The organism is Burkholderia sp. FW306-1C-G01B (assembly GCF_058781685.1).
In genome coordinates this window covers 142877-167954 of sequence record NZ_JBYSWZ010000005.1, presented here as the reverse complement: position 1 = coordinate 167954, position 25078 = coordinate 142877, and the positions used below count along the sequence as shown (strand labels likewise).

The window sequence follows — 25078 nt, the reverse complement described above, 5'->3', positions numbered from 1 at the left end:
AGCGACCGACGCTCGCCCGGAAATGTGCCGCCGAACACCGGATGACCGTCGGCCGATTCTCCGCGTGTTGCCTCGTGCCGCAGCACGCTCCGGTGTTCGGCAAGCTTGCCGCCTTCGATCCGCAGGATGTCAGACGCGATCAGCGTACCGACGCGTAGCGCGGCGCCGGCGTATCGGTCGACAGGTGCGGCGCCATCGTCTGGCGCGCGGCCTCGTACGCATTCCATTCGTCGGCCGTGTGCAGCGACGGAATCGTCACGAGTTCGCCGCGATCGAAGCCGACCAGCGCCGCGTCGACCATGTCGGATGCCGGCATCACGATTTCCTTCGGCAGGTGCTCGAGCGGCAGGCCGCCCGTCTGCCAGAAATCGGTGGCCGTCGCGCCGGGCAGCACGGCCTGCACCTGCACGCCCTTGTCGGCGAGCTCGTGGTGCAGCGACTGGCTGAACGCGAGCACGAACGCCTTGCTGCCGCCGTACACGCCGTTCAGCGTTTCCGGCGAGATCGCGACGATCGACGAAATGTTGATTACCGCGCCGTGGCCACGGGCGACGAAGCCGGGCACGGCTGCATAGGTGAGGCGCGTGAGCGCGGTCACGTTCAGCTCGATCATCCGCGTCATCGCGTCTACGTCGCTGTCGAGCAGCGCGGCGTGCGTGCCGACACCCGCGTTGTTCACGAGGAGCGTGATGCTCGCGTCCTGCTTCAGCTTCGTTTCGACGGCGGCGAGCGCCGCGCGGTCGTTGAGGTCCGCGTCGACGATCTCGACGCTGCGCCGCGTGTCGTTCGTGATGCGCTCGGCGAGGGCGGCCAGCCGGTCGCGGTTGCGCGCGACCAGGATCAGGTCGTAGCCGCGGCGCGCGAGCCGGTCCGCGTAGATCGCGCCGATACCCGACGACGCGCCGGTAATGAGGGCGGTACCGCGATGTGCTTGAGTCATGATGTCGCTCCGTTTCGATGAAGGTGGCCGAATGGCGTGAATGCATTCTGGCTTCGAATCGCGGCGACACAAATGACGTAGATAGGTATGATTCAGGACATCGGGCCAAACGCACGCCCGGGACTGGAGAACACGCATGCACCGAATCGGCTTTCTGATCAGCGACGGTTTCCAGATCATGGCGCTCGCCGCGCAGTCGGTGTTCGAGTACGCGAACATGGGAGCTGGCGAGCCGTTCTACGTGATGGACAACTATTCGGTCGATGGCGGCGACGTGCGCTCGTCGCTCGGGCTGTCGGTCGCCACGCGCGCGCTGCGCGGGCGGATCGCCGTCGATACGTGGATCGTCGCGGGGGTCAACGATCCGCTCGCTGCGCCGGCGCCGGCCGGCGTGGTCGCGTTCCTGCGCCGCACGAACGTGCGCGCACGGCGGATCGCCGGCATTTGCACGGGCGCGTTCGTGCTGGCCGAGGCCGGGCTGCTTGCGCAGCGCCGCGCGACGACGCACTGGGCGTTCGGCCGCGACATGCAGCGGCACTACCCGGAGATTCGCGTCGAGGAAGACCGGATCTACATCGTCGACGGGCCGATCTGGACGTCGGCCGGGATGACGGCCGGCCTCGACCTCGCGCTCGCGATGGTGGAAAAGGATCTCGGCGCCGATGCCGCGCGCTCGGTCGCGCACAAGCTGGTGATGCACCAGCGTCGGGCCGGCGGCCAGTCGCAGCATTCGGAAATGCTGGAGCTCGCGCCGAAATCCGACCGGATCCAGAACGCGTTGAACTACGCGCGGCAGAACCTCGGCCGCGCGCTGACCGTCGAGGATCTGGCCGATGCCGTCCACCTGAGCCCGCGGCAGTTCAGCCGCGTGTTTACGCTCGAAACGGGGCAGTCGCCCGCGAAGGCGATCGAGCGGCTGCGGCTAGAGTCCGCGCGGCTGATGATCGAACAGAGTCGCCATCCGCTCGACGTGATCGCGAAGGAGAACGGTTTTCGTGATCGCCGCCATATGCGCGAGGCGTTCGTGCGCGGGTTCGGCGTGCCGCCGCAGGCGATGCGGCGCGATGCGCGCGCGGATGAGCGGGGAGGTCGCTAGGCCGGTGGTCGCCGCAGGCAGGGGCAGGCGGACGAATCGGGGCGGATCGGGCGGGCGTGAGGGTTGTTGCCGGTTGAATCCGCAACCCCGTCAGGCGCTGTCGCTTGATATTGGATCGGTATCGAATAGATCGGGGGCGCCGACGCCAGGCAGATCCTTCCTAGCGCTCGACGACCAACGAAGCATGCATGCCCATCGAATAATGACCTGGTCGATTGCAGATCAGTACGTATCGGCCGGGCGCCAGCTTCAGCGTAAGACGCTTGCTCGTCCCGGGCGCCACGTCCTCAACTTCTCCTATTTTCTTGAACTTGCTTTCCGCGACCGTCTCCTTTCGCACCGGCAGGCGATCGTGGGGTAAGTCTGTCTTCAGTACCACCAGTTCATGTGCCGTGTTGCCGTCCGCTGAACCGGTCACCTCGAACGTGACGGTTCCCGCCTTGACCGTGTCGGTATCGAGATGGATGGCGGTCGATGTCAGCTCGACTCGCAATGTCTCGCCTGCACTGACTTGCATCGAAGCAAGGCTGAACACAGCCGCACTCAAGAACACAGCGTGGCGTCTATTGATCATGATCGTTCCCCTCGAAAACGCGACTGGCATCCGGTCGTCGCTGGCCACCGGCGTTGCCGCGCCGACAAACCGTGCCCGCAACGTGGGCCTTTCCTACCGCTGAAGCTGGAGTATCCACACTCGTGAACGTATTCTGGCCGGGGCTGTAAGTGGGGAAAAGTAGGCGTGCCCGGCGAACGACATGGGTAAAGACCCGCTGCGTATCGACAACTGTGTGAGATGACAGGAAACCGCTGGCGGAGCGAAAAAGCCTGTGGCCAGGCTGCTGGAGCAAGCCGGCAAGGTCCGCGCAGGCGGGAAGCTCACTGTGAATATCGTCAAGGCACGGCGTGTCGAAATTGTCTGTTCACGAATTCCGGAAGCGGGCCGCTCGCGGCGGTCGCAATCGGTTAAACGCGACCGGCGGGTTTGGCACCGATGACCTGCCGAACGACTCGAAGGAATGAATGACCGCTGCACCCCTGAAAGCTGCCAATTAGGTAGCGCCTGATCCAGCGTCCGGACTGGGTCGCAATCCACCGGACGAAATTCCACACGCATTGCGCGAATCCCAGGCATCGAGACAGCGACCCATCCGACGCCACGCAAGCGCCGATACAGTGCCTCGGCACCGCCCACGGCAATGACGGCGATCAACCCGCGGCGAGCGCTCTAGCCAGCACGCGTGCGTACTCGGCGAACCGCTCGGCAACGGGGCTCCGTGTTCGGTTCCGCAGCGTGATCAGCATCGTCGGCACTGTCCAGGTCGGCAGATCGATCGGCAGCACCTTGATCCATTCCTGATCGGCGCCGAAGCGCAGCAGCGAGTGCGGCATGACCGTAACGAAACGCCCGGTGCGAAGCAACGTGCGCCGCAGATTCAGCGATCCGGTCAGCGCGCGGTTGGCGGAGCCGCGCCGATCGCCTGGAATGCTTCAACGATCGGCGAATGCAGCCCGACCTCGTTCGGCGACAGGATCCACGGTGCGTCGACAAGATCGGCGAGCGAGGGGCGGCGCCGTTTTCTGGCCCGTTCGCTGCGGTTCGACACGACGATCCGCAACTGTTCGCGAAACAGCGGTTCGCCGTTCATGTCCGGATCGGGTGCCGCAGCGAATGGCCTCGCAATCACCAGCTCGCAGCGTCGCTCGCGCAGGACATGGGCCTGCAGCACAGGCGCGTCGCCCGATGCGACCGAGAAATCCGCTTTCTGACATCCGCCGAGGCGACCGCGGTGCTGCGCAAGAAGGGGCTCGAGCGAACGACGCCATGACCGGCAGGCATCAACACGTCAATCCCGACCATCCGATTCGGTAATCGGCCACACGAAAGAAAACATCATCCGTTTTTCCCCGGTCCTGCACGCTCCGGCGCATGATGCGCCGGGACTTTGCCGAGACCCGGCGGGTGGTTCTTAACATGATCGATGAACGCGCGCAGCTTCGGCATGATCTGCCGACGGCCTGGATAGTAGAGAAACACGCCCGGCCTCACCGGCGCGAACGGCTCCAGCACGTGCACCAGGGTTCCCGCTTTCAGCGCTTCCGAGACCATGGGCTCAGGTAGCTGCGCGAGGCCCAGGCCTTCGACTGCCGCACCCAGTAGGGTGGGAAAATCATGCGCGATAAGCGGGCCCGATACGGCGACCTCGATCTCGCGGTCGTTGTCGTTGAATGACCACGGCGCGAGCGCACCGTTGGATCTCCGCCATCGCAAGCATGCATGTTCGCGCAGATCGTCCACGCGTTCGGGACGGCTGCGGCCTGCAAAGTAGGCCGGACTGCCGACGATGACGAGACGGAAAGGGGGCGTCAACGGCACCGCGACCATGTCGGCGGCGACGAACTGGCCCAGGCGGATGCCGGCGTCGAACCCTTCCGCCGCGAGATCGACCAGCGCCTCGTTTGCGGCAATCTCGACTTCGATCTCGGGATACGCCCGGCAGAAGGATGCAATCAGCGGTTCCAGCAGGATCGGCACCACCGCGCGCGGCACCGAAAGTCGCAACAGTCCGGTGGGCCGCTGGCCGAGACTGCGGGCTACCTCGCTGGCGGCGACGAGCTCTTCGAACGCTGGCTTGGCACGCGACAGAAATCGTTCGCCGGCTTCCGTCAGGCCGACACTGCGCGTGGTGCGGATGAAGAGTGCGGCGCCAATGCGTTCTTCAAGCATACGCACGGCCTGGCTGACGGCCGACGGCGTGACGCCGAGTTCGGCGGCTGCGCGGCGAAAACTGCGGTGCCGGGCAACGCTGAGGAACGCTTCCACACCATCGAGTGCGCCTTGCCTGACTGTGAAGTTCTGCTTCATGGCTCGTCAACATTGTGATGAATAGTCGCTCGCCAGCGGCCATGGTACACCTACGCATGCAGACGAGGCATCGCGCCGATTTCGGCACGCAAGCCCGGAACGATCTGCTCGAAACCATGGAGGAATCTCACCATGAACGATGCGCTTGATGGCGTGCGCGAGCACTATCGCGCGACCGGCCTGACCGAGCGGTTGAAAGCCGCACTCGCGGTGCTTGGACCGGAGGATCAACCGTTCGCACCGCGGCAACTGGACGCCGTCGACCAGTTTCACACCCGCGGGCTGGCTGCCACCGACGAGCTTGCCGAATTGGTCGGAATCACTGCCGACATGGCGGTGCTGGACGTCGGTTCGGGCATCGGCGGGCCGGCTCGCGTTCTGGCTGCAACCCGTGGCTGCCGGGTGACGGGCATCGACCTCAGCGAGCCGTTCGTGGATGCCGCGCGCTATCTCGCGCAGCGCACCGGACAGAGCGGGCAGGTGTCGTTTCGTACCGCCAGCGCGCTGGATCTTCCGTTCGACGACGGCCGTTTCGATGTCGTGCTGCTGCAGCATGTGGCGATGAACATCGCCGATCGAGCACGGCTTTATCGGGAGATCCGGCGCGTGCTGAAACCCGACGGCAAATTCGCGACGTACGACGTCGTCGCAAACGACAGCGAACTGCACTATCCCGTTCCGTGGGCGCGAACCCCGTCCACGAGCTTCCTGATGACGGCCGACGCAACACGCGAGGCCATCGAGGCAGCAGGTTTCCGCACACTGACATGGCAAGACGACACGGAGGCCGCAAAAGCGTGGATCGCCCAACGGCGCGCGTCCGGGCCGCCACCGTCGCCGAATCTCGGCATCGTGCTGGGGCCGGACTTCGCGCAACTGTTCGCGAACCTGGGACGCAATCTCGTCGAAGGCCGGATCGGCATTCTCACTGCGGTGTTCGAGGCCGACGCCACGAATACCCGGAACCGCATGGAGGCCCGCTGATGAAAGCCGCTCCTTTTCCTGCCGGTATCGTCCCGTCGAGTGCCGCCTGGCGCGGCCTGCTCTGGATCGCACCGCTGACGGTCTTGTGGATCGGCCTGATTTACTGGCAGCCGGCTATCCCGGCGAGCGGTGTTCCAGTCGCCGCTCACCAACTGGCGGTCCATGTCGTCGTCGCGATCGGTTTATGGCTCGGCCTCGAACGCACCGGCCTGACGCCGGGCCAACGCGGCACGACCTGGCTCGCGGTCATGATTCCGTACACGCTTTGGTTCGCTGTCGCGTGGAGCGCGGCCATCGATGGCACGTTCCGCGCGGGCACGCCGGACTCGCCGCCCTGGCTGCCGTTGGCGATTGTTCTGCCGGTGCTGATCGGCGCGCCACTGTTGCTGTTGTCGAGGCGGGTCGGGCAGGTGCTCGATGCGATGCCGGCGACGTGGCTCGTCGCGATTCAGCTTTACCGCGTATTTGGCGGTTGGGTGCTCGCCGCGTGGCTGCATGGAGGGATGCCCGGCGTGTTCGCATTGCCGGCGGGAATCGGCGACGTGCTGACCGGCGTGTTCGCCGTGCCGGCGGCAATCGCCGTCGCAACCGGCACGGCCGAGGGGCGGAAGGCGGCGATCATGTGGAATCTCTTCGGCCTCGCGGATTTCGCTATCGCGATCACGTTGGGAATGATCACGTCGCCCGGCCGGTTCCAGCTGATCGTTCCGAATGTGCCAAGCATCGGTGTCGGTGTTTATCCGGATGTGTTGACCCCGGCGTTCGTGGTGCCGACTTCGATCCTGCTGCACGCGCTGTCGTTGCGCCAGTTGATCTGACGGTCCGCTGACTAAGCACGTGCGGCGATGCGGCGCGGCCCCGGCATTTCGACGCCGAGCGCGCATGCGCCGATCGCGGAATCCGACCCTGCCGACGTCAGCGCGTGACAAACGGCGCAGCGGCTTCCGGCGCCGTGCGCGCATGCTTGCGCTGGCGCAGCAGCGCGACGCGGCAGTTCTCGCGCGCGGTCTCGCGGCCGTCGTCGTCGAGCAGCACGAGATCGCCGCGCATCACGTTGAGCGTGATCACGTCCTCGCCCGGCGCGCCGAGCGTTTCCGGCGTATGCACCGAGCCGGCCGGTTCGAGCACCGTCGAGCCGGCGTGCGCGACCCAGTCGTACTCCAGGTAGCGCCACGCACCCTGCAGCGTATGGACGAACACCTCGCCATCGTGGCGATGGCGCGGCAGCGTGCCGCCGGCCGGCATCTTCAGCAGCGCGGTCAGCGTGTCCTCGGCCGCATTGATGTGCAGATACTTGATCGCCAGCCCCGGCAGGTCGGCGCTCATCGGCAGCCACGGCAGCGCATCGCCGGGCAGGCACGAGATCGGCGGCAGGTCGGTGGAGAGCGGGGCGGACGGTTGCGTCATGGCGGGGCGGCGGAACGGGAATGGGGAGCCCGCATTATCGCAGAGCCGGATTGTGAGGCTGAACGGCGGTGGTTCGCGCGCGGCGCACGGCGCTGAACGCGATGCCCGCGCCGCCGTTCCCGCGCGGGGCGGGGCGGACCGTCGCGCCGGCTACGCTTTCACGTCGTGCGCGGCTTCCAGGCACGACTGGAACAGCAGCGCCGCCCGCGACGGCCGCGGCGAGCGCCGCAGCAGGCTCACGAACCGGCATCGGTAGTTGAACCGGTGCGGCGCGATCGGCTGCATCAGCCCCTTGTTTTCGAAGCTTTCCGCGTAATGGTCCGGCAGGAAGCCGAGATAACGGCCGGACAGGATCAGCGTCGCGATCGATTCCTGGTCCGACGCGGTCGCGCTGCGCGTGAGCTTCGCGCGATGGCTCAGTTCCATGTTCGGCGAATGGAAGCCGAGCCCCGCGAACGCGTGGTTGCGGATCGTCGTCCACGTGAGCTTGCCGTGCGGCGCATCGTAGAGCGGATGCTGGCGGCCGCAGTACAGCAGCATCCGTTCGTCGAACAGCTCCGAATACACGAGGCTGCCCGAGTTGCGGTGCGCGGGAATGATCCCGACCTGGTAGCTGTCGTCGATGATCCCGCGCTCGACCTCGTTGATCGACGCGACATGCAGGTTCAGCGCGACGTCGGGTGCCTCGTCCGTGAACTGGCGGATCGCGTCGCCGAGCCGCGCGTTCGCGTTGGTGGCCGTCTTGTCGAACACCGCGACGTGCAGTTCTCCGCCCATCCGCTCGTGAATACCGTCTATCCTGCTGCGAAAGGCCTCCATCGACGCGAGCAGGCGCAGCGTCTCCTCGTACACCGTCTGCCCCTCGGGCGTCAGCGTGAAGCCCGCGCGACCGCGCCGGCACAGCACGAGGCCGACGCGCGTTTCCAGATCCTTCACGTGCCGGCTGATCGTCGAGATGCCGATATTCAGTTCCAGTTCGGCCGCCGCCATCCCGCCGCACTGCACGACGCCCTTGAAGACCCGCAGCAGGCGCAGATCCATGTCGCTGAGCTGCCCGAGCAGCGCGCGGCTCTTCGGTTTCTTTGCTTGCATAGTTGAGCAAGTGAACATTGATATTGCGATATTGAAGAGACTAATTGGCCTCCCGACAATGTGCAACATCATCACAAGAAGGAGGGGCGCGCCGCGCCGACCGACATGACCGACATCACCACCGCCGCGCAGCAGGACGATACGACTATCCGCACCGACGCCGCGTGGCTCGACGCGCACTGGATGCCGTTCACCGCCAACCGCCAGTTCAAGGCCGATCCGCGCATGATCGTGTCGGGCAACGGCGCGTATTACACGGACGCCGAAGGCCGCAAGATCTTCGACGGCCTGTCGGGCCTCTGGTGCACGGGCCTCGGTCACGGCCGCACGGAAATCGTCGAAGCCGTGAGCCGCCAGGTCGCGCAGCTCGACTACGCGCCGGCGTTCCAGTTCGGCCATCCGAAGTCGTTCGAGCTCGCCAACAAGATCAAGGACCTGACGCCGGCCGGCCTCGACTACGTGTTCTTCACGGGTTCGGGCTCGGAAGCGGCCGACACGTCGCTGAAGCTGGCCCGCGCGTACTGGCGCGCGAAGGGCAAGGGCACGAAGACGCGCCTGATCGGCCGCGAGAAGGGCTACCACGGCGTGAACTTCGGCGGTATCTCGGTCGGCGGGATCGGGCCGAACCGCAAGCTGTTCGGCCAGGGCCTCGACGCCGATTTCCTGCCGCACACGCAACTCGCCGAGAACAAGTTCTCGCGCGGGATGCCCGAGCACGGCGCGGAGCTGGCCGACCGCCTGCTCGACCTGATCACGCTGCACGATGCATCGAACATCGCGGCGGTGATCGTCGAGCCGTTCTCCGGTTCGGCGGGCGTGGTCGTGCCGCCGAAGGGTTATCTGAAGCGGTTGCGCGACATCTGCACCGCGCACGACATCCTGCTGATTTTCGACGAGGTCATCACGGGCTTCGGCCGTGCCGGCGCGATGACGGGCGCCGACGCGTTCGGCGTGACGCCGGACATCCTGAACTTCGCGAAGCAGGTGACGAACGGCGTGCAGCCGCTCGGCGGCGTGATCGCGACGAAGGAAATCTACGACACGTTCATGGCGGCAGGCGGCCCCGAGTACATGCTCGAATTCCCGCACGGCTACACGTATTCGGCGCACCCGGTCGCGTGCGCGGCCGGCGTCGCGGCGCTCGACCTGCTCGTGAAGGAAGACGCGGTGGCCCGCGTGCGCGATCTCGCGCCGCATTTCGAGGCGGCCGTGCACGGGCTGAAGGGCCAGCGCCACATCGCGGACATCCGCAACTACGGCCTCGCGGCCGGCCTGACGATCGCGGCGCTGCCGGGCGAACCGGCACGGCGCCCGTACGAGATCGCGATGCGCTGCTGGGCAAAGGGCTTCTACGTGCGCTACGGCGGCGACACGATCCAGCTTGCGCCGCCGTTCATCTCGGAGAAGCGCGAGATCGACAACCTGGTCAACGCGCTGTCCGACGCGCTGAACGAAGTGGACTGAGCCGCGGCCCGCCCCCAAGCGACAACCGAATTCACGAAAGAGCCAGACAGATGAAACACGACAGCAAGGTGACTTCCACCGTCGGCCACCTGATCGACGGCAAGCGCGTCGACGGCGGCAGCCGCGTCCAGCCGGTGTTCGACCCGGCCACCGGCGAATCGGACAAGAGCGTCGCGCTCGCCGACAAGCTGACCGTCGAAGCCGCGATCGCGTCCGCGCAGGCCGCGTTCCCGGCATGGCGCAACACGCCGCCGCTGAAGCGCGCCCGCGTGATGAGCCGCTTCAAGACGCTGCTCGAGGAGCACGCCGACGAGCTGTGCGCGCTGATCACGGCCGAGCACGGCAAGGTGCTGGCCGACGCGATGGGCGAACTGCAGCGCGGGATCGAGAACGTCGAATACGCGACCTACGTGCCCGAGCTGCTGAAGGGCGAGCACAGCAAGAACGTCGGCCCCGCGATCGATTCGTGGAGCGAGTTCCAGGCGCTCGGCGTGGCGGCCGGCATCACGCCGTTCAACTTCCCGGTGATGGTGCCGCTGTGGATGTGGCCGATGGCCGTCGCATGCGGCAACACGTTCGTGCTGAAGCCGTCCGAGCGCACGCCGTCGTCGACGCTGCGCATGGCCGAGCTCGCGCTCGAGGCCGGCCTGCCACCGGGCGTGCTGAATGTCGTCAACGGCGACAAGGAAGCGGTCGACACGATCCTGACCGATCCGCGCGTGAAGGCAGTGAGCTTCGTCGGCTCGACGCCGATCGCCGAATACATCTACTCGACCGGCTGTGCGCACGGCAAGCGCGTGCAGGCGCTCGGCGGCGCGAAGAACTTTGCGGTCGTGATGCCCGACGCGGACATCGGCAACGCGGTGAACGCGCTGATGGGCGCCGCGTACGGCTCGTGCGGCGAGCGCTGCATGGCGATCCCGCTGGTCGTCGCGATCGGTGACGACACGGCCGACCAGGTCGTCGCGGGCCTGAAGGCGGAAATCGACAAGATGAAGGTCGGCCCGGGCAGCGGCGCGGGCGTCGACATGGGCCCGCTCGTCACGCAGCAGCACTTCGGGAAGGTGACGGGCTTCGTCGAAGCGGGCGTGGCAGCGGGCGCGACGCTCGTCGTCGACGGCCGCGGCGTGAAGGTCGACGGCCATGACGGCGGCTATTACCTCGGCCCGTGCCTGTTCGACAACGTGAAGCCCGGCATGCCGATCTACCAGCACGAGATCTTCGGGCCGGTGCTCGGCGTGATCCGACTGAAGTCGCTCGACGAGGCGATGGCGCTGATCGACGCGCACGAATACGGCAACGGCACGTGCCTGTTCACGCGCGACGGCGAGGCCGCGCGCTACTTCAGCGACAACATCCAGATCGGCATGGTCGGCATCAACGTGCCGCTGCCGGTGCCCGTCGCGTACCACTCGTTCGGCGGCTGGAAGCGTTCGCTGTTCGGCGACCTGCACGCATACGGCCCGGACGCCGTGCGGTTCTACACGAAGCGCAAGACGATCACGCAGCGCTGGCCGTCGGCCGGCGTGCGCGAAGGGACGGTGTTCAGCTTCCCGTCGAACCGCTGACGCGCATGCCGGCTGCATGCGTCGCCGGCCTGTCGGCTGGCGATGCAAGGTGGCCGGCGTGAAGATGTGAAGGCCCGCCCCGGTCGACGACGATCCGGGCGGGCTTTTTTACGTCCGCGCCGGTTGCGCGGACGGCGGCGCAACCACGCTTACGGCGCGACTACGTGCCACATGTCCTTGAAGTTGTCGCCGTTGCGATCGCCCTGTTTCATGTCCTTCGAGAAGAAGTACAGCGGCTTGCCCTTGTACGCCCATTGCGGGCTGCCGTCGTCGCGCTTGACGATCGTGTAGGGCCCGACCGGAACGTCGGTCGCGCTGGCCTTGTACGGCGGCCAGAAGGTTTCGCACTGGCCCGTGCACGCACTGGTGCCGGCGTTGGGCTTGTCCTTGTCGAAGGTGTAGACGGTCATCCCGTTCGCGGCGACGAGCGCGCCGTTTTCGACTTTCGTGATCGAACCTTGGGCCAAGGCCGAAGCGGATGCAATGGCGAGCAGGGCGGAACTGACGAGCAACGCGGCTTTCATGAATGCCTCCTGTAATCCGGTGGGCGGCCGCGATCGTGCGCACGGGCGAGCGGGCGCGACGATCGCGATGAATGGTGCCGGAACGCGGCACCGTTGCCGCTGGTGCGAGCGACGCAGGGTCGGATGGCGGCAAACGGAGCGCTTCATTCACGATAGGCGGTTTTTGGCAGGGCTGCGAGAAAGTCGGGGCGCGTATCGGCGGCGCGTAGGCGGCGCGCAACGGTGCTGCGAGTGCGGTCGCAATCCGGTATTCGGGATCCGTCCCCGAGCCTGCGCGGCGTGTGCGCCGCTGTGTCAGCGCCGTGCGCGATTGATCAGCGCGACGCCCACGATCACGAGCGCGCGCGGCCGACGATGTCGAACCGTGCGATGACTGGCCTGCAGGCTGATTCAGCGGGTATCGGGCGGGTGCGGCGCCGTCAGCGAAACGCCAGTGCCGACACGAGCGCCGTCAGCACGACCGGCATCGCGAGCGCCGCGGCGATCGTCTGGAACGCGGTGATGCCGGCCATCAGCGGTGCATCGCCGCCGAGCTGGCGGGCCATGATGTACGACGCCGCGACGTCGGCAGCGCCTGGAACAGCAGCGCGACCGTCAGCGCCGCATCGCCGAGCCCGAACAGGCGGCCGGCCGCGAGCGTGATCAGCGGCATCGCCATGAACTTGAACGCCGACGCGACGCACACCGGCTGCAGCCACGAACGGGCCGCGTCGAATCTCAGCGCCGCGCCCACGCAAAGCAGGCCGAGCGGCATCGACGCGGCGCCGAGCGCGCGCACGGCCGGCTCGACGGCAGCGGGAACGCGACGCCGCCGGCCTGCATCGAGATTCCGAGCGCGCACGCGACGACGAGCGGATTCGACAGGATCTGCCGCGCGAGCGCGCCCGCGCCGAACAGCGTGACGCTGGCTCGCTTCGATTTCATCGATGTCGCCGTTCACGGCGAGCACGTATTCGTCGTGTACGAGGCGGAAACGAGCAGCGTCAAGCGGTTCCGGAATGCAGAGCGGTTGCGCGTCCGCGACGGCCGGATCGTCGAGGCGGAAGTGTATTTCGGCTGGAACGTGCCGCACGATGCACCTGAAGGCGGCTTTGTCGACCCGCGCGGTTGAGTGGCGGCCGCGAGCGGGCCGTGCATTGCGAAACGGCTCACCAATGCGGGATCGGCCGCCGCCGCGTCACGCCCAGAGCCGGTACATCCAGAACGATTCGTCGTCGATGAAGCGTTGCGTGAATTCGCTCGGCGAGAATCCCGTGATGCGCTTGACCTCGCGGCTCAGGTGCGCCTGGTCGGCGAACCCTTCGTCCAGCGCCAGCGTCGCCCAGTTGAACGCGGCGCCGGCTTCGAACCGGTCGCGCGCCGCGAAGAACGCGCTTTCCGTCCTGACGAGCGCCTGCCACTCGCGCAGCGATCGGCCGCTGTAGGTCTTGATGCGCCGTTCGACCTGGCGCGGGCTGTGCGTGCCTCGCCATTCGCGCGCCTGCAGCGCGAGACGCTCGACGAAACGCTGCGCTTGTATCCGTCCGCGCCGATCCTGATCAGCCGCCGTGCATCGCGGCCGGTCGCGCTGGGCGCATGGCGGTTTCCCGCGCGCACGCTGTTCATGCTGCCGCTGCAGCTGATGCATCTCGACGAACGATGGTTTCCGGAGCCGCATGCGTTCCGGCCCGAGCGCTTCGCCGACGATGCGCCGGCGCTGCCGCGCGGCGCGTACATGCCGTTCGGCACGGGCCCGCGCGTATGCCTCGGGCAGCATCTGGCGATGATGGAGATGACGGTCGTCGCCGCCATGATCCTGCAGCGCCATGTGTTGTCGGTGCCGCCCGGCATGGCGCCGCCGCGCGCGGTGCTGAACGTGACGCTGCGGCCGGAGCGGGCGCTGCGTCTGGCGATCGAACCGACGGGGCTGACGGCCGATACGGTCCCCGCATGATGGGGGCATAAGCGGTCGATTCGACCCGGCCTGCATCGCGCGGGCGATTGCCGTTTGCGCGACGCGGTGTCATCGAATCGCCGGAATGTGAATGCGTGCCGGCAACTGCTTGCGGCGCCACTGGCGCGGCGTCGCGTAGCACCTATGCTTGAAGGGCCCAGGCCGGGCGGAGCCCAAGGAGGATGGTCATGCGCATGCTTCTCAACGTACGAATCCCTCACGAGCCGTTCAACACGCTGGTGCGCGACGGCAGCGTTGGCGACGTGATCTCGCGAATACTCGAAGCGGTCAGGCCGGAGGCCGTGTATTTCACGGAGCAGAGCGGCGGGCGCGGGGCGGTCGTGATCGTCAATCTGGATGACCCGTCGCAGATCCCGGCGCTCGCGGAGCCGTGGTTCCTGATGTTGAATGCAGACTGCGAGTTCCGCGTGGTGATGCTGCCGGACGATCTCCAGAACGCCGGGCTCGCACAACTCGGCGCGAAGTGGAAGTAGCAGGACGCTGCGCATGCCCGTGCCCCTGCCCGAAAACCGGGCGGGCGGCATGGCGCGGCGTTCGCGTGCCGGCTATTGCGCAGACTGTGACGGCTCGACGTTTGCTGCTTGCCTGTCTTTCGGCCGCAGCAGCAACAGCAGGCCGCTCAGCGCAGCCGCGCCCAGGAACATGAAAAAACACCGTTCGTTCCACACGGTCAGGCTGTCGGGAGCAACGCCGCCCGCACTCCCGGCCGCGGCACCGGCTTCCAGCAGGAACGTGAAGACCGCCGGCACCGGCGCGGAACCGAGGTAGGCCAGGAACGCGAACTGCAGCCGGCCGCGCGTCAGGATCGACCAGACATCCTTCCCCATCAGGCAGGCGACCAGCAGCAGCGGCGGCACGAGCACGATCGATGCGGCGCTGATGGCACACAGAAGCAACCAGCCGAGTCCGACGAGCGGAATGAGCGACATGGATCGGGATTCCTGTTTCCGGGCAACTTCATTGTCGACGGAACATCCGCGTGTGCTTCACCGGATGACCACGGATTGCGGCGATTCACGGATATTGCACGATTCCGCACCCGTTGCCATCCGTGCTGCGCGATGCGCTCATCCCGCCGCATCTTCTCCCAGCGCCTGAATGAACCGCGAAAACAGCTCGGGCTGCGACGAAATCCCGAGCTTCGCGTAAAGATGCCGCCGATGCACCTTCACCGTTTCCGGCGAGATCGTCAGCCGCTCGGCAATCGCCTTCGACGAATTGCCGCGTAGCACCATTCTCGCGATCGACATCTCGCGATCGGTCAGCACGCCCGCGCCGAAGCGCGCGAGCGCCTGCTCGACGCGCGCGCCGAGATCGGCGTCGGGCGTCGTGCGCGCGGCGTCGCCCACCAGCCGCCAGTGCTGCCGGATCGTCGCGAGCACCCACGGCATCGCGGCCGTCAGCTTGCCGAGCGGCTCGACGTCGAAGCGCGCGGCCGCGCCGAGCGACAGCGACAGCAGCGTGTCGGCGTTCGGTCGCACGAGGATCTGGATTTCGTCGTCGCCGACTGCATCGCGGAAGTAGCTCAGGAAATACTCGCTTTGCCGGAACAGGTCGGGCGCGACTTCCTCGAGCCGGTAGCAGCCGTCGGCGAGCCCGTCGTGCGCGGCCTGCAGGAACGGGTCGAGCAGATATAACCCGTTCAGGTAAAGCGGCACCGGCGACGCGGCGTCGGTGCCGCCGGTGTCGTATTCGTCGAGCACGAGCGGCACGCCGTCGCGGCCGATCGCGGTCGCGAGCGCATTGTCGAACGGCGCCATTTCATTGAGCAGCAGCACCAGGAACCGCCAGAAGCGCGGCTGGCCGAGATGATCGATTGCGCGGCCAAGCGCCTGGTGCATCGCGATTTCGGAAAAGAGACGATCCATACCACCACCGGAAGGGCGTAACACGAAGGGGGAATAGCGGTCCTGAAATTGGCTTCCTAGACTGCCACGCAATCAATCGGGCCCGAGTATGGGTGTTCAAAAAAGTGCAGCACAGGAGAACGAGATGGCGATGATGTCGGAATCGACGGGCACGCTGCAAGCGGCGCCTGCAACGGAAGACGCGCCGCGCGCGCTGTCGCAGACGCTCAGCGTGCGCGACGCGGTGATGATCACCGTATCGGGCGTGACCCCCGCAAGCTCGATCTTCGTGATCGCGCCGTTCGCGATCCAGCAGGCCGGCAGCGGCGCCGTGCTGTCGTTCCTGCTCGGCGGCGTGCTCGCGCTCGCATTCGCGCTCTGCTATGCGGAGCTCAGCGCCGCGCACCGCAGCGCGGGCGGCGAATACGTGATGGCCAAGCGCGTGTTCGGCACGCTGCCCGGCTACCTGACCTTCATCACCGTGCTGTCCGTCAGCGTGTTCATCCCGGCCGTGCTCGCGAGCGGCGCCGCGCCGTACCTGAACAACGCGCTCGGCACGCATTTCAGCAACCAGTCGGTCGCGCTGACGATCGTGCTGCTCAGCTACCTGCTCGGCATGCTGAACATCAAGACGAATGCATGGATCACCGGCGCGTTCCTCGTCGTCGAGATCGGCGTGCTGATGCTGATCGCGGGGCTCGGTTTCGGCTCGCTGCATCGCGGTGCCGACGTGCTGGTCGCGCCGGTCGTCGCGAGCGGCAACGCGCTCGTGCCGGCGACGCTCGCCGCCATCGTGCCCGCGATCGGCACGGCGATCTTCTGCTACAACGGTTTCGGCTCCGCTGCATACCTCGCCGAAGACCTGCGCGGCGGCAACCGCAACGTCGCGAAGGCCGTGATCTATTCGCTGCTCGTGATCCTCGTCGTCGAACTGGTTCCGCTCACCGCGATCGTGCTCGGCGCGCCGTCGCTGACGGAACTGACGAAAAGCGCCGACCCGATCGGTTATGTCGTGCGTTCGCTGAGCAACCCGGCCGTATCGCGCGTGGTCAGCGCCGGAATCTTCCTGTCGGTGTTCAACGCGATCATCGCGATCGTGATCACGATGGGCCGCCTGCTGTACAGCAGCGGCCGGCACGCGCTCTGGTCGCGCACCTGCAACCGCGCATTCTCGACGATCCATCCGCGGCTGGAATCGCCGTGGCTCGCGACGATCGCGCTCGCGGTGCCGTCGGCGGGGCTCGTGTTCGTGTCGAGCCTCGACGAGCTGACCGCGTTCACGGTCGACCTGCTGCTGCTGATCTATCTGGTCGTCGGGCTGGCCGCACTGGCGAGCCGGTTCGTGCGCCGCGACGTCGAACATCACTACCGGATGCCGCTGTGGCCCGTGACGCCGCTCGTCGCGGTGGCGGGCGCCGCGTACACGCTCTACACGACGCTCGCGACGGCGACGAAGCCGACCGACCTGATCATCATCGCGGGGCTGCTGATTGCCGCACTCGTGATGTATGTCGTCTGGGCGCGCCACAGCGAAGCATTCCGCGCGCTCTGAACGCCGGATCGTCACGTTGCAGCACCGAAACACCGAACCATTGAAAGACTGGAGGAATTGCATCATGCGCACGAGGGATCTCGGCATCCGCATCGGACTCGGCACGCCGGGCCGCTTCAACGCGATCACGGACGTTCCGGGCGTACGGGTCGGACATTGCACGCTGAACGTCGAGAACGGCGACGCATCGATCCGAACCGGCGTCACCGTCATCGAGCCGCGCGCGGGCGCCGCGCACGATTCGCCGTGTTTCGCCGGTGTGCACGTGCTGAACGGCAACGGCGACGCGACGGGGCTCGAATGGATCCGCGAGGCCGGCCTGCTGACGACGCCGATCGCCTATACGAACACGCACAGCGTCGGCGCGGTGCGCGACGCGCTCGTCGCGAACGAGCGGGAAGCGGCGGCCGGCCGCGTGTACTGGTGCATGCCGGTCGTGATGGAAACCTACGACGGGCTGCTGAACGATATCTGGGGGCAGCACGTGAGCGCCGCGCACGTGCAGCGCGCGCTGGCCGCCGCGCAGTCGGGGCCGGTCGCCGAAGGCGGCGTGGGCGGCGGTACGGGCATGATCTGCCACGAGTTCAAGGGCGGCATCGGCACCGCGTCGCGCGTGCTCGCGGCCGATGCGGGCGGCTGGACCGTCGGCGCGCTGGTGCAGGCGAACTACGGCGTGCGCGAGATGCTGCGCGTGGCCGGTTATCCGGTCGGCGAAGTGCTGCGGCACGTGCATTCGCCGTTCCGCGAGCCCGACGCGACAGGCGAGGCCGGCATGGGCTCGATCGTCGTCACGATCGCGACCGACGCGCCGCTGCTGCCGCATCAATGCACGCGCGTCGCGCAGCGCGCAAGCGTCGGGCTCGCGCGCGTCGGCGGCGGCACCGAGGATTCGAGCGGCGACATCTTCCTTGCGTTCGCAACGGGCAACGACGGGCTGCCGGCCGCGAATTACGGCAGCAAGGGCGCGCCGACCACCGGCGTGAAGATGGTCAACAACGACCATATTTCCGCGCTGTTCGTCGCGGCGGCCGAGGCGGTGGAGGAAGCGATCGTGAACGCGCTCGTCGCGGGCGGCGACGTCGAATCGCGTGGTGCGCGGGTCGAGGGGCTCGGGCAGGCGCGCCTGCTGGATGCGTTGCGCGAAGTCGGGTGGCGGCCGGGGCGCGGCGCCTGAAACGGCATGCGCCGCTTCAATCGAAGCGGCGTGGAGCGGGACGGCGGTGCGGCGATCGGCCGGTGCGCCGCCCGCCCGCGGACTCGATGCGGGCGGTGCGGGCCTGGCCGTGACGACGCGGCGTCATGCTCAGCTGCCGAAGTAGATGTTGCAGAAGCTGACGGGGCCGACACAGGCGTTCGGGTCTTCCTGCTTCGATTGCGCACGATCGACGCGGCCTGCGGCCTTGACGGCTTCGGCGCGGTTCGCCTGTTGCTGTGCGACGTCGGCCGGCGCGGGCTGTGCTTGGGCGACAGCAGCGGTCAGCGACAGGGCAACGAGGGCGAGGTGCAGCGGCTTCATTTTGTTTCTCCTGGGTGAGTGCCAGTCTCGCTGGCAGTGAGGAAACTATAGGCTCGCACTGCTTAAAGATTAATCACCGCGCCTGTAGAGCTTATTTCCATTCGGAACAAGGATCCCGTTGCGCGCGCATCGATGTTCAATGGCGGCGCCGGTTGAACGGCGCGTCCCTGTCGAGCAGCGCGCTGCGCATGAAGTGCAGGCAGCCGACGATCCGCTGCATGCGGCGGCGCTCGTCGGGCACCGCGTACCACGCCTGCAGCGTGTGCTGAGCGGCGCGGATCGCGAGATTCACCGATTTCAGCGTGCGCGCATGGTGGCCGGGCGTCGGATCGTCGAAGAAGCGCGGCAACTCTTGCAGTACCGCGTCGATCGAACCGGTCCAGCGCAGCATCTGCGGCGGTTTCGCTTCGCAGAACGCGTGCAGTTCGTCGCGCAGGTCGATCACCGCATGGCCGACCTCGAGCGTCGACAGCATCCAGCGCAGCGCGTCGCGATGCTGCCGCGTGCGTCGCACGAGCAGCGTGCGCAACTGCGCCATCAGGTCGTGCGTGCTCGACTGGAAGCGCTGCGCTAGGCCGTCCGGCGCGCCTTCGCACGCAAGCGTGACCTGGCGGCGCAGGTCATGCGCGATGCGGCCCGTGAGCCAGGGCATATGGGTGGGGAACACGACCGCGAACACGAGCGAGCACGCGAGCATCGCGACGACGACGGCCAGCCCGTTGTTGATCAGCACCTCGGGCGTATACGCGATTGCGTTGTCGGGGCCCGCGAGCAGGCAGAAGAACACCGCGAAGCCGATCCCGTAGCCGGACAGGCCCGGCCGCATCGCGAGAAACGCGCCGAGGCCGAGCACCGGCGCGAGCGTCGCGCACAGCAGCGGAAAGCCGTCGATGTTCGGATACACGTAGCACAGGAACAGGTAGCCGACGGCAGTCGCGAACGCCGCGCCGACGCCCATCTGAGCGACGAACTTCGGTGCGCGCGGCGACGTCGAGCTGAGCGCGCACGCGATCGCCGTGGCGATTACCGCGAGCGAGCCGCTCGGCCACTCCGACGCGATCCAGAACGCGCTCATCGCACCGACGGCGATGACCGTGCGCAGGAACGCGAAGCCGACGAAGAACGAATTGGTCTTCACCGCGTAATGCGTGACGGAGCGCTCGAATGCGTGATCGTCCTGGTCGAGCGACGCGTAGGTATCGGCGTAGCCGAGATACTCGCCGATGAAGCGGTACAGCAGCTCGATCGCGGTATCGAAATCGAGCAGGCCGCCGGCCGCGTGTTCCTCGATGGTCCGCCGCGACGCGCGCGCGGCCTTCGGCAACGCGCCGTGGAAGCGGCGCAGTTCGAGCAGCGCGCCGGTGGCCGGTGCGCTGCCGTGCTGCCGCTCGTCGCGCAATGCGGCGAACCGCTGCGCGAGCGCGTCGACGTGCGGCGCCAGCGCGTCGAGCACCGCGTCCGAGCCGTTCGCGCGCAGGCGCTTGACGAGCTGGTGCAGCGCATGCAGCCGCGTGCATGCGTTCATGAACTCGCTGTTCAGCCGTGCGAGCCGCCGGCTGCGTGCGCGAATGTGCGGATCCTCGAACGATGCGAATGCGCGGTTCGCTTCGAAGCCGACGATGTCGTCGACGAAATCGGCGAAGCGCCGCTCGAAATCGCCGCGTGCGACGTCGCCCGCGAGCGCGCCGGACGTGAACGCCGCGAACGTCGTGTGGCGTGTGTTCAGCGAGCGCATCAGCGCCTTCGCGGAACTGAGCGGCAGGATCAACGCGCTGACCGCGCCCGAGCATGCGATGCCGAGCGCGACTTCCGCGGCGCGCGTGAGCGCGGACTGGAACAGCGTCTGCGGCGTCATCACCGCCGGCAGGCCGATCAGCGCGGCCGTGTAGCCGGCGAGCACGAAGCCGTACCAGCGGAAGTGGCGGTTGCGCACCGCCAGCGCGATGCAGCCGCCGATCCACAGCGTGATGCCGGCCATGTACAGTTCGGGTTGCTGCGCGAACAGCCCGCCGAGCGCGAGCGCGGCGACGAGGCCGGCCGCCGTGCCGAGCATGCGGTAGAAACTCTTCGCGAACACCATCCCCGACAGCGGCTGCATCAGCACGAACACGGTCGTCATCGCGGTGCGCGGCTGCGACATCTCGAGACGCATCGCGATGCCCATCGCAAGGAGCGCCGCGAACACGGTCTTCGCGAGGTGCAGCCAGATCAGCCCGTCGCTGACGGCCCAGTCGCGTGCCGCGTCGCCGAGCGGATCGAGCCATGATCGCCATCGTGCCGGTTCGATGGAAGGTCGCTCGATCGCAGGTTGTGGCTTCATGAAAAGAGGGGACCCGTGCGGGGCCCGGCGAGGTGCCGCGGCGCGTCCGAACGGGTCCGTTCGACTGGTGAGGCGCCGATTGTAGGAGTGCGGCGCCCGCGCATTAACGCAGCTGTGGGGAAACGATAGTTGCAGCCGGAGTAACAATCTGTCGCATCCAGTGGAGGAAAATAGCGGCTCCGCTACAGGTTGCTCACAGGAATGGATACCCTACAAAACATGCGGGTGTTTTCGCGCGTCGTCGAGACAGGCAGCTTCACGGCCGCCGCGCAATCGCTGAATTCGACGACGGGCGCGATGTCGCGCGCGGTGTCGGAGCTCGAGGCGCGCCTGCGCACCCGTCTGATGAATCGCTCGACGCGCCGCCTCGCGCTGACGTCGGCCGGCGAAAGCTATCTGCGGCGCTGCCGCCAGATCCTCGCCGACGTCGATCGCGCGGAAGAAGAGGCGAGCTGCGCGCACGAACGGCCGGCCGGCGTGCTGCGCATGCACAGCTTCGCGAGTGTCGGCCATCACTATGTGTTGCCCGCGCTGACGCGCTATCACGCGCAGTTCCCGGGCGTGTCGATCGAACTGTCGCTGTCGCAGCGCATGCCCGACCTGTTCGACGGCACGAGCGATATGGCCGTCGTGACCGCGTCGTCGCTGCCCGATTCGGAACTGGTGTCGCATCTGCTCGGTTCGACGTTCAGCATCCTGTGCGCGTCGCCCGACTATGTGAAACGGCACGGCGTGCCGGCCCGTCCGCAGGATCTCGCCGCACATGCGTGCCTGACGCTGTGTACGCCCGCGTTCCCGACGCACGAATGGGTGCTCGAAGGGCCCGAAGGCGTCGAGCAGATCCACGTCGCCGGGCCGGTGCAGACCAATACGGCCGAATCGCTCGCACTCGCGATCCGCGACGGCATCGGGATCGGCATGCTGCCGCTGTACTCGGCAATCGACGCGCTGCGCGACGGCACGCTCGTGCGCGTGCTGCCCGCGCATATCCTGCAGAAGATGAACGTGTATGCGCTGTATCCGTCGCGCCGCTTCGTCGACGCGAAGGTGCGGACCTGGGTCGAGATGCTGCGCGCGCAGGTGCCGGGGATGATCGCGCGCGACGTCGAGATGCTGAACGCGATCGGCCGCGAACCGCAGGCCGCCTGAGCGCGGGGCGCGTATCGTCACGTCGATACGTTGTGCTGACTGTCGATTGCGCGACAGGCTTCTTCATGCAAACGCGACATGCGCGTCGCCCGCAGCACACGATTCATGCGGGCGACGCGCATCGTCACGTCGTCACAGCGCGGGTTTCGCCGCCGCGCCCGATTCGGTTGCCGGCTCGCCGGCCGGGCCGTATGCGGCCTGCGCAGCCTTCCGTGCCGCGAGACGCTTCGCCTGCAGTCGTTCCTGCGCCGCCATGATGTCTTCCGGATAGTTGCCGGCTTCACCGCGCGCGGGGTTGTAGCCGACCGACTCGAGATCGACCAGTTCCTGCAGCACCTGCGCGCGCGTGACGGGCGACTTCGCCGACTGGGCGAACGACAGGGCCGGTGCGGCAAGCAGGACGGCAGCGGCGGCGGTAACGACGAGCGATTTCACGAGGTTCTCCTGGGTGAGGGGTAGACGTTCGGTTCGACGCGCGATGCGCGCCCCGGACCTTCGATACGAGTCTACGCAGCGCTTGTGCGCGCAAAAACCCCGATTCCAGGCAGGCTGCCTTCCAGATGGAACAACATTGACGCGCGTCGCCCGCAGCGACCGAACCCGCGTGCGAAAGCGGGTTCGTTGCCGGTGGGCGACGTTGCGTCACACCGGTCAGAACCGCGTGCGCATGCCGATCGCGCCGACGATCTGGTTCGGCGTGCTCGACGCGCCGCCCGAACCGTTGATGAACGCCTGGTAGCCGCGTCCCGACGCATGTTGGTACATCGCTTCCGCATACAGGTCGGTGCGGCGCGACAGCTTGTACACGGCCTGCAGGTCGACCTGGTGCCACTTCGGATCGGTACCGTGCTTGCTGTCCGGGTTCGACACGCTGGCATCCGTGTACACGTAAGCCGCACCGAGGCTGACCGCCGGCGTCACCGCATAGCGCACGTTCACGTCGTAGTTGTTGAACGCGACCTGGCCGGTCGAGCCGAACGAGCCCGTGTTGTCGTACTGCGAGCGCGTATAGACGAAGCCGACGGTCGCCGGGCCGAACACGTAGCTGACGCCGCCGCCGTATGTCCGCATGCGGTCCGAACCGATCGACCAGCCGCCCTGGTTCACGCTCTTCGCCTCGGCCGAATCGGTCGCGCCGGGGCTGGCGCTCGTCGAGCCCTTCGTGCCGTTCATCTGCAGGTACGCGCCGGCCAGCTTCAACGGGCCGTTCGTGTAGCTCGCCGCGACACTGTACGCGCGGTTCGCGCTGAAGTTCGTCGAGTTGGAGAACGCGTACATCGCGCCGACCTTGAAGCCCGCGACCGTATCGCTCGTGTACTTGACCGCGTTGCTGATGCGCAGCGAGTGGTTCAGGTTGTCGTTGTCGAACGGATGCGCGAAGCCCGTATCGCCGAAGTCGCCGGCCGTCGCGGACAGCGGCGCGACGAAGTCGACCATCGTGTCGTACTGGCGGCCGAGCGTCAGCGTGCCGTAGCCGTTACCGCTCAGGCCGACATACGCATAGCGGCCGAACAGCTTGCCGTCCTGGCCGAGCGCGCCGTTGTTCGCGTTGAAGCCGTTCTCCAGCACGAACAGCGCCTTCACGCCGCCGCCGAGATCCTCGGTGCCGCGCAGGCCGAAGCGGCTGCCGTTGATCGTGCCGGTGGTCAGGCGCCACAGCGATGCGCCGCCGGCGTTGTTGGTATACGCAATGCCGGCGTCGATCAGGCCGTACAGCGTGACCGAGCTTTGCGCGTGGGCGAGCGGGGCGAACAGCGCGGCCGCGCAAGCGCCGGCGATGAGGTTTTTTTTCATGGTGAAGCTCCTGCGTGTGGGACGGGAAACGAAAGTTCGGCGCAAGTATAGGAATGCACGGCGCGCGCAAGGCCGCCGGCGCGGCGTGCGCACCTTTCCGGATCCGGCAAGAGTCCTTCACAAAACTGACACGACGCGCCGCGCGCACCCGGGGCCGGCCGTTTTTGCGCGATGGCCTGCACGCGGCATTCGCCCGGCGCGACCCGGCTGTCGCGCCGTTGCAACATGCGCGGGACGCGGCACGGCGGTTGATCCGCACGGCCGACGCGCGGAGAATGAGCCGCTCGTGCCCACGACCGGAGACATACGATGCCCCAGCCCGACCGCCATCCGCCGATCAGCGCCGCCGTGTACTACCGCGATCCGCGCACCGCACTCGAATGGCTGGAGCGCGCATTCGGCTTCGCGCGCGGCATCGTCGTCCGTACGCCTGAAGGCGAGGTCACGCATGCGGAGCTCACGCATCGCGGCGGCGTCGTGATGATCGGCGGACACTGGGCCGATTTCGTCGCGAGCCCGCAAGAGATCGGCGGCAGGAACACGCAAAGCGTGCACGTGCAGCTTGCCGACGGCCTCGACGCGCATTGCGAACACGCGCGGCAGGCCGGCGCGGAAATCCTGCAGGAACCGGCCGACCAGTTCTATGGCGACCGCACCTATCGCGCGCGCGATCCGGAGCAGCACGTGTGGACGTTCGGTCAGCACGTGCGCGACGTGACGCCCGAGCAGGCCGCTGCCGAAACCGGCCTGACGTTCGAAGGCTGGTCCTGATGCGCGACGCGTGCGTGCTTTTCATCCATACATGCGGCGCGAACCGGAGCACGTCACGTATCCGGATGGATGGGGTTGATGCGGACGGCGGTTACAGGCCGTCCGCGCTCATTCATTCATGAAATGCATGAGTCGATTCGAAAAATACGTTTGTCGCATGAGACGCGCGAGGCTACGATGCGGTCCTGATGACGGCGCGCGTGTTGCGCGCCGTCCTTTCGATCCCAGTTCGCCGAC

The 25078-nt window shown here is 67.1% G+C and carries 24 protein-coding genes and 4 pseudogenes; 12 read left to right on the top strand and 16 right to left on the bottom strand.

From position 1 onward, the window contains the following. Positions 1 to 139 precede the first annotated feature (139 nt). Complete coding sequence (locus AC3WLY_RS12435) at positions 140 to 940, bottom strand: SDR family NAD(P)-dependent oxidoreductase (RefSeq protein WP_492308306.1); 801 nt, start codon at positions 938 to 940, stop codon at positions 140 to 142. A gap of 136 nt (positions 941 to 1076) precedes the next feature. Here AC3WLY_RS12435 and AC3WLY_RS12430 point away from each other — a divergent pair, with 136 nt between their 5' ends. Beyond that, positions 1077 to 2036 (top strand): GlxA family transcriptional regulator, encoded by a 960-nt coding sequence (locus AC3WLY_RS12430; RefSeq protein ID WP_492308307.1) that lies wholly within the window; start codon positions 1077 to 1079, stop codon positions 2034 to 2036. Positions 2037 to 2196: 160 nt separating this feature from the next. Here the strand turns inward: AC3WLY_RS12430 and AC3WLY_RS12425 are convergent, their stop codons facing one another. The 4 genes from AC3WLY_RS12425 to AC3WLY_RS12410 all read right to left on the bottom strand — a co-directional run bounded on the left by AC3WLY_RS12425 (position 2197) and on the right by AC3WLY_RS12410 (position 4899). Continuing rightward, entirely contained in the window at positions 2197 to 2610 is a 414-nt protein-coding gene (locus AC3WLY_RS12425; RefSeq protein WP_175959049.1) for a plastocyanin/azurin family copper-binding protein, read from the bottom strand. Between the two features lie 632 nt (positions 2611 to 3242). Then, positions 3243 to 3425, bottom strand: a complete 183-nt coding sequence (locus AC3WLY_RS12420) for a type 2 periplasmic-binding domain-containing protein (protein WP_175959050.1) — start codon at positions 3423 to 3425, stop codon at positions 3243 to 3245. Positions 3426 to 3481: 56 nt separating this feature from the next. Then, positions 3482 to 3721 (bottom strand): LysR substrate-binding domain-containing protein, encoded by a 240-nt coding sequence (locus AC3WLY_RS12415; RefSeq protein WP_244137197.1) that lies wholly within the window; start codon positions 3719 to 3721, stop codon positions 3482 to 3484. A 206-nt stretch (positions 3722 to 3927) separates the two neighbouring features. Continuing rightward, positions 3928 to 4899 carry a LysR family transcriptional regulator gene (locus AC3WLY_RS12410; RefSeq protein WP_175959052.1) on the bottom strand — a complete coding sequence of 324 codons (972 nt, stop codon included), beginning with the start codon at positions 4897 to 4899 and terminating at the stop codon, positions 3928 to 3930. A gap of 132 nt (positions 4900 to 5031) precedes the next feature. Here AC3WLY_RS12410 and AC3WLY_RS12405 point away from each other — a divergent pair, with 132 nt between their 5' ends. Together AC3WLY_RS12405 and AC3WLY_RS12400 are read left to right on the top strand one after the other, a co-directional pair. Next, a complete protein-coding gene (locus tag AC3WLY_RS12405; protein ID WP_175959053.1) occupies positions 5032 to 5883 on the top strand; it encodes a class I SAM-dependent methyltransferase in 852 nt (283 codons plus the stop codon). After that, positions 5883 to 6701 (top strand): DUF8737 domain-containing protein, encoded by an 819-nt coding sequence (locus AC3WLY_RS12400; RefSeq protein WP_175959054.1) that lies wholly within the window; start codon positions 5883 to 5885, stop codon positions 6699 to 6701. The genes AC3WLY_RS12405 and AC3WLY_RS12400 overlap by 1 nt, the downstream gene beginning before the upstream one ends. Before the next feature lie 97 nt (positions 6702 to 6798). Here the strand turns inward: AC3WLY_RS12400 and AC3WLY_RS12395 are convergent, their stop codons facing one another. Together AC3WLY_RS12395 and AC3WLY_RS12390 are read right to left on the bottom strand one after the other, a co-directional pair. Beyond that, positions 6799 to 7290: a 2,4'-dihydroxyacetophenone dioxygenase family protein gene (locus AC3WLY_RS12395; RefSeq protein WP_175959055.1), complete on the bottom strand. Its 492-nt coding sequence runs from the start codon at positions 7288 to 7290 to the stop codon at positions 6799 to 6801. Positions 7291 to 7440: 150 nt separating this feature from the next. Further along, positions 7441 to 8382 (bottom strand): LysR family transcriptional regulator, encoded by a 942-nt coding sequence (locus AC3WLY_RS12390; protein ID WP_492308308.1) that lies wholly within the window; start codon positions 8380 to 8382, stop codon positions 7441 to 7443. 105 nt (positions 8383 to 8487) lie between these two features. Between AC3WLY_RS12390 and aptA the strand changes: the two genes are divergently transcribed. Both aptA and AC3WLY_RS12380 read left to right on the top strand, forming a co-directional pair. Beyond that, entirely contained in the window at positions 8488 to 9846 is a 1359-nt protein-coding gene (aptA, locus tag AC3WLY_RS12385) for an omega-aminotransferase AptA (protein ID WP_492308309.1), read from the top strand. A 50-nt stretch (positions 9847 to 9896) separates the two neighbouring features. Further along, the gene (locus AC3WLY_RS12380; RefSeq protein ID WP_492308310.1) at positions 9897 to 11414 is read left to right on the top strand and encodes a CoA-acylating methylmalonate-semialdehyde dehydrogenase; all 1518 of its coding nucleotides are present in this window, start codon (positions 9897 to 9899) and stop codon (positions 11412 to 11414) included. A 149-nt stretch (positions 11415 to 11563) separates the two neighbouring features. Here AC3WLY_RS12380 and AC3WLY_RS12375 read toward each other — a convergent pair whose 3' ends face one another. Beyond that, positions 11564 to 11938, bottom strand: coding sequence for a COG4315 family predicted lipoprotein (locus AC3WLY_RS12375; RefSeq protein WP_175959059.1), 375 nt, complete (start codon positions 11936 to 11938; stop codon positions 11564 to 11566). Between the two features lie 419 nt (positions 11939 to 12357). Next, positions 12358 to 12838 (bottom strand): annotated as a pseudogene (locus AC3WLY_RS12370) (AEC family transporter); the annotation flags it as partial. Here AC3WLY_RS12370 and AC3WLY_RS12365 point away from each other — a divergent pair. After that, positions 12768 to 13049 (top strand): annotated as a pseudogene (locus AC3WLY_RS12365) (nuclear transport factor 2 family protein); the annotation flags it as partial. The pseudogenes AC3WLY_RS12370 and AC3WLY_RS12365 overlap by 71 nt on opposite strands. A gap of 66 nt (positions 13050 to 13115) precedes the next feature. Here the strand turns inward: AC3WLY_RS12365 and AC3WLY_RS12360 are convergent. After that, positions 13116 to 13439: pseudogene (locus AC3WLY_RS12360) on the bottom strand (helix-turn-helix domain-containing protein); the annotation flags it as partial. Here AC3WLY_RS12360 and AC3WLY_RS12355 point away from each other — a divergent pair. Both AC3WLY_RS12355 and AC3WLY_RS12350 read left to right on the top strand, forming a co-directional pair. Further along, positions 13431 to 13871 (top strand): annotated as a pseudogene (locus AC3WLY_RS12355) (cytochrome P450); the annotation flags it as partial. The pseudogenes AC3WLY_RS12360 and AC3WLY_RS12355 overlap by 9 nt on opposite strands. Before the next feature lie 188 nt (positions 13872 to 14059). Beyond that, positions 14060 to 14365, top strand: a complete 306-nt coding sequence (locus AC3WLY_RS12350; protein WP_174418037.1) for a panthothenate synthetase — start codon at positions 14060 to 14062, stop codon at positions 14363 to 14365. A gap of 72 nt (positions 14366 to 14437) precedes the next feature. Here the strand turns inward: AC3WLY_RS12350 and AC3WLY_RS12345 are convergent, their stop codons facing one another. Together AC3WLY_RS12345 and AC3WLY_RS12340 are read right to left on the bottom strand one after the other, a co-directional pair. Then, a complete protein-coding gene (locus AC3WLY_RS12345) occupies positions 14438 to 14821 on the bottom strand; it encodes a hypothetical protein (RefSeq protein WP_310139907.1) in 384 nt (127 codons plus the stop codon). A 138-nt stretch (positions 14822 to 14959) separates the two neighbouring features. Next, positions 14960 to 15760 carry a LuxR C-terminal-related transcriptional regulator gene (locus AC3WLY_RS12340; RefSeq protein WP_310139909.1) on the bottom strand — a complete coding sequence of 267 codons (801 nt, stop codon included), beginning with the start codon at positions 15758 to 15760 and terminating at the stop codon, positions 14960 to 14962. A 124-nt stretch (positions 15761 to 15884) separates the two neighbouring features. Here AC3WLY_RS12340 and AC3WLY_RS12335 point away from each other — a divergent pair, with 124 nt between their 5' ends. After that, positions 15885 to 17291 (top strand): APC family permease, encoded by a 1407-nt coding sequence (locus AC3WLY_RS12335; protein ID WP_492308311.1) that lies wholly within the window; start codon positions 15885 to 15887, stop codon positions 17289 to 17291. A 64-nt stretch (positions 17292 to 17355) separates the two neighbouring features. Continuing rightward, the gene (locus AC3WLY_RS12330; protein WP_492308312.1) at positions 17356 to 18465 is read left to right on the top strand and encodes a DmpA family aminopeptidase; all 1110 of its coding nucleotides are present in this window, start codon (positions 17356 to 17358) and stop codon (positions 18463 to 18465) included. 129 nt (positions 18466 to 18594) lie between these two features. Here AC3WLY_RS12330 and AC3WLY_RS12325 read toward each other — a convergent pair whose 3' ends face one another. Next, positions 18595 to 18807 carry a hypothetical protein gene (locus AC3WLY_RS12325; protein WP_492308313.1) on the bottom strand — a complete coding sequence of 71 codons (213 nt, stop codon included), beginning with the start codon at positions 18805 to 18807 and terminating at the stop codon, positions 18595 to 18597. Between the two features lie 136 nt (positions 18808 to 18943). After that, positions 18944 to 21127 carry an FUSC family protein gene (locus AC3WLY_RS12320; RefSeq protein ID WP_492308314.1) on the bottom strand — a complete coding sequence of 728 codons (2184 nt, stop codon included), beginning with the start codon at positions 21125 to 21127 and terminating at the stop codon, positions 18944 to 18946. Positions 21128 to 21328: 201 nt separating this feature from the next. On the opposite strand from AC3WLY_RS12320, the gene AC3WLY_RS12315 reads away from it, so the two are divergent. Next, a complete protein-coding gene (locus AC3WLY_RS12315) occupies positions 21329 to 22276 on the top strand; it encodes a LysR family transcriptional regulator (RefSeq protein WP_310139922.1) in 948 nt (315 codons plus the stop codon). Between the two features lie 132 nt (positions 22277 to 22408). On the opposite strand, the gene AC3WLY_RS12310 is transcribed toward AC3WLY_RS12315, so the two are convergent. Then, positions 22409 to 22711, bottom strand: coding sequence for a DUF4148 domain-containing protein (locus tag AC3WLY_RS12310; RefSeq protein ID WP_175959067.1), 303 nt, complete (start codon positions 22709 to 22711; stop codon positions 22409 to 22411). 216 nt (positions 22712 to 22927) lie between these two features. Continuing rightward, complete coding sequence (locus AC3WLY_RS12305) at positions 22928 to 24070, bottom strand: porin (RefSeq protein WP_492308315.1); 1143 nt, start codon at positions 24068 to 24070, stop codon at positions 22928 to 22930. Between the two features lie 309 nt (positions 24071 to 24379). Here AC3WLY_RS12305 and AC3WLY_RS12300 point away from each other — a divergent pair, with 309 nt between their 5' ends. Next, positions 24380 to 24841: a VOC family protein gene (locus AC3WLY_RS12300; RefSeq protein ID WP_492308316.1), complete on the top strand. Its 462-nt coding sequence runs from the start codon at positions 24380 to 24382 to the stop codon at positions 24839 to 24841. Positions 24842 to 25078: the final 237 nt, after the last annotated feature.

Excerpts from the sequence above, each read along its gene's own strand:
- AC3WLY_RS12435 (WP_492308306.1), bottom strand. The coding sequence starts at position 940 with ATGACTCAAGCACATCGCGGTACCGCCCTCATTACCGGCGCGTCGTCG.
- AC3WLY_RS12430 (WP_492308307.1), top strand. The coding sequence starts at position 1,077 with ATGCACCGAATCGGCTTTCTGATCAGCGACGGTTTCCAGATCATGGCG.
- AC3WLY_RS12425 (WP_175959049.1), bottom strand. The coding sequence starts at position 2,610 with ATGATCAATAGACGCCACGCTGTGTTCTTGAGTGCGGCTGTGTTCAGC.
- AC3WLY_RS12420 (WP_175959050.1), bottom strand. The coding sequence starts at position 3,425 with ATGCCGCACTCGCTGCTGCGCTTCGGCGCCGATCAGGAATGGATCAAG.
- AC3WLY_RS12410 (WP_175959052.1), bottom strand. The coding sequence starts at position 4,899 with ATGAAGCAGAACTTCACAGTCAGGCAAGGCGCACTCGATGGTGTGGAA.
- AC3WLY_RS12405 (WP_175959053.1), top strand. The coding sequence starts at position 5,032 with ATGAACGATGCGCTTGATGGCGTGCGCGAGCACTATCGCGCGACCGGC.
- AC3WLY_RS12400 (WP_175959054.1), top strand. The coding sequence starts at position 5,883 with ATGAAAGCCGCTCCTTTTCCTGCCGGTATCGTCCCGTCGAGTGCCGCC.
- AC3WLY_RS12395 (WP_175959055.1), bottom strand. The coding sequence starts at position 7,290 with ATGACGCAACCGTCCGCCCCGCTCTCCACCGACCTGCCGCCGATCTCG.
- AC3WLY_RS12390 (WP_492308308.1), bottom strand. The coding sequence starts at position 8,382 with ATGCAAGCAAAGAAACCGAAGAGCCGCGCGCTGCTCGGGCAGCTCAGC.
- aptA (WP_492308309.1), top strand. The coding sequence starts at position 8,488 with ATGACCGACATCACCACCGCCGCGCAGCAGGACGATACGACTATCCGC.
- AC3WLY_RS12380 (WP_492308310.1), top strand. The coding sequence starts at position 9,897 with ATGAAACACGACAGCAAGGTGACTTCCACCGTCGGCCACCTGATCGAC.
- AC3WLY_RS12375 (WP_175959059.1), bottom strand. The coding sequence starts at position 11,938 with ATGAAAGCCGCGTTGCTCGTCAGTTCCGCCCTGCTCGCCATTGCATCC.
- AC3WLY_RS12350 (WP_174418037.1), top strand. The coding sequence starts at position 14,060 with ATGCGCATGCTTCTCAACGTACGAATCCCTCACGAGCCGTTCAACACG.
- AC3WLY_RS12345 (WP_310139907.1), bottom strand. The coding sequence starts at position 14,821 with ATGTCGCTCATTCCGCTCGTCGGACTCGGCTGGTTGCTTCTGTGTGCC.
- AC3WLY_RS12340 (WP_310139909.1), bottom strand. The coding sequence starts at position 15,760 with ATGGATCGTCTCTTTTCCGAAATCGCGATGCACCAGGCGCTTGGCCGC.
- AC3WLY_RS12335 (WP_492308311.1), top strand. The coding sequence starts at position 15,885 with ATGGCGATGATGTCGGAATCGACGGGCACGCTGCAAGCGGCGCCTGCA.
- AC3WLY_RS12330 (WP_492308312.1), top strand. The coding sequence starts at position 17,356 with ATGCGCACGAGGGATCTCGGCATCCGCATCGGACTCGGCACGCCGGGC.
- AC3WLY_RS12325 (WP_492308313.1), bottom strand. The coding sequence starts at position 18,807 with ATGAAGCCGCTGCACCTCGCCCTCGTTGCCCTGTCGCTGACCGCTGCT.
- AC3WLY_RS12320 (WP_492308314.1), bottom strand. The coding sequence starts at position 21,127 with ATGAAGCCACAACCTGCGATCGAGCGACCTTCCATCGAACCGGCACGA.
- AC3WLY_RS12315 (WP_310139922.1), top strand. The coding sequence starts at position 21,329 with ATGGATACCCTACAAAACATGCGGGTGTTTTCGCGCGTCGTCGAGACA.
- AC3WLY_RS12305 (WP_492308315.1), bottom strand. The coding sequence starts at position 24,070 with ATGAAAAAAAACCTCATCGCCGGCGCTTGCGCGGCCGCGCTGTTCGCC.
- AC3WLY_RS12300 (WP_492308316.1), top strand. The coding sequence starts at position 24,380 with ATGCCCCAGCCCGACCGCCATCCGCCGATCAGCGCCGCCGTGTACTAC.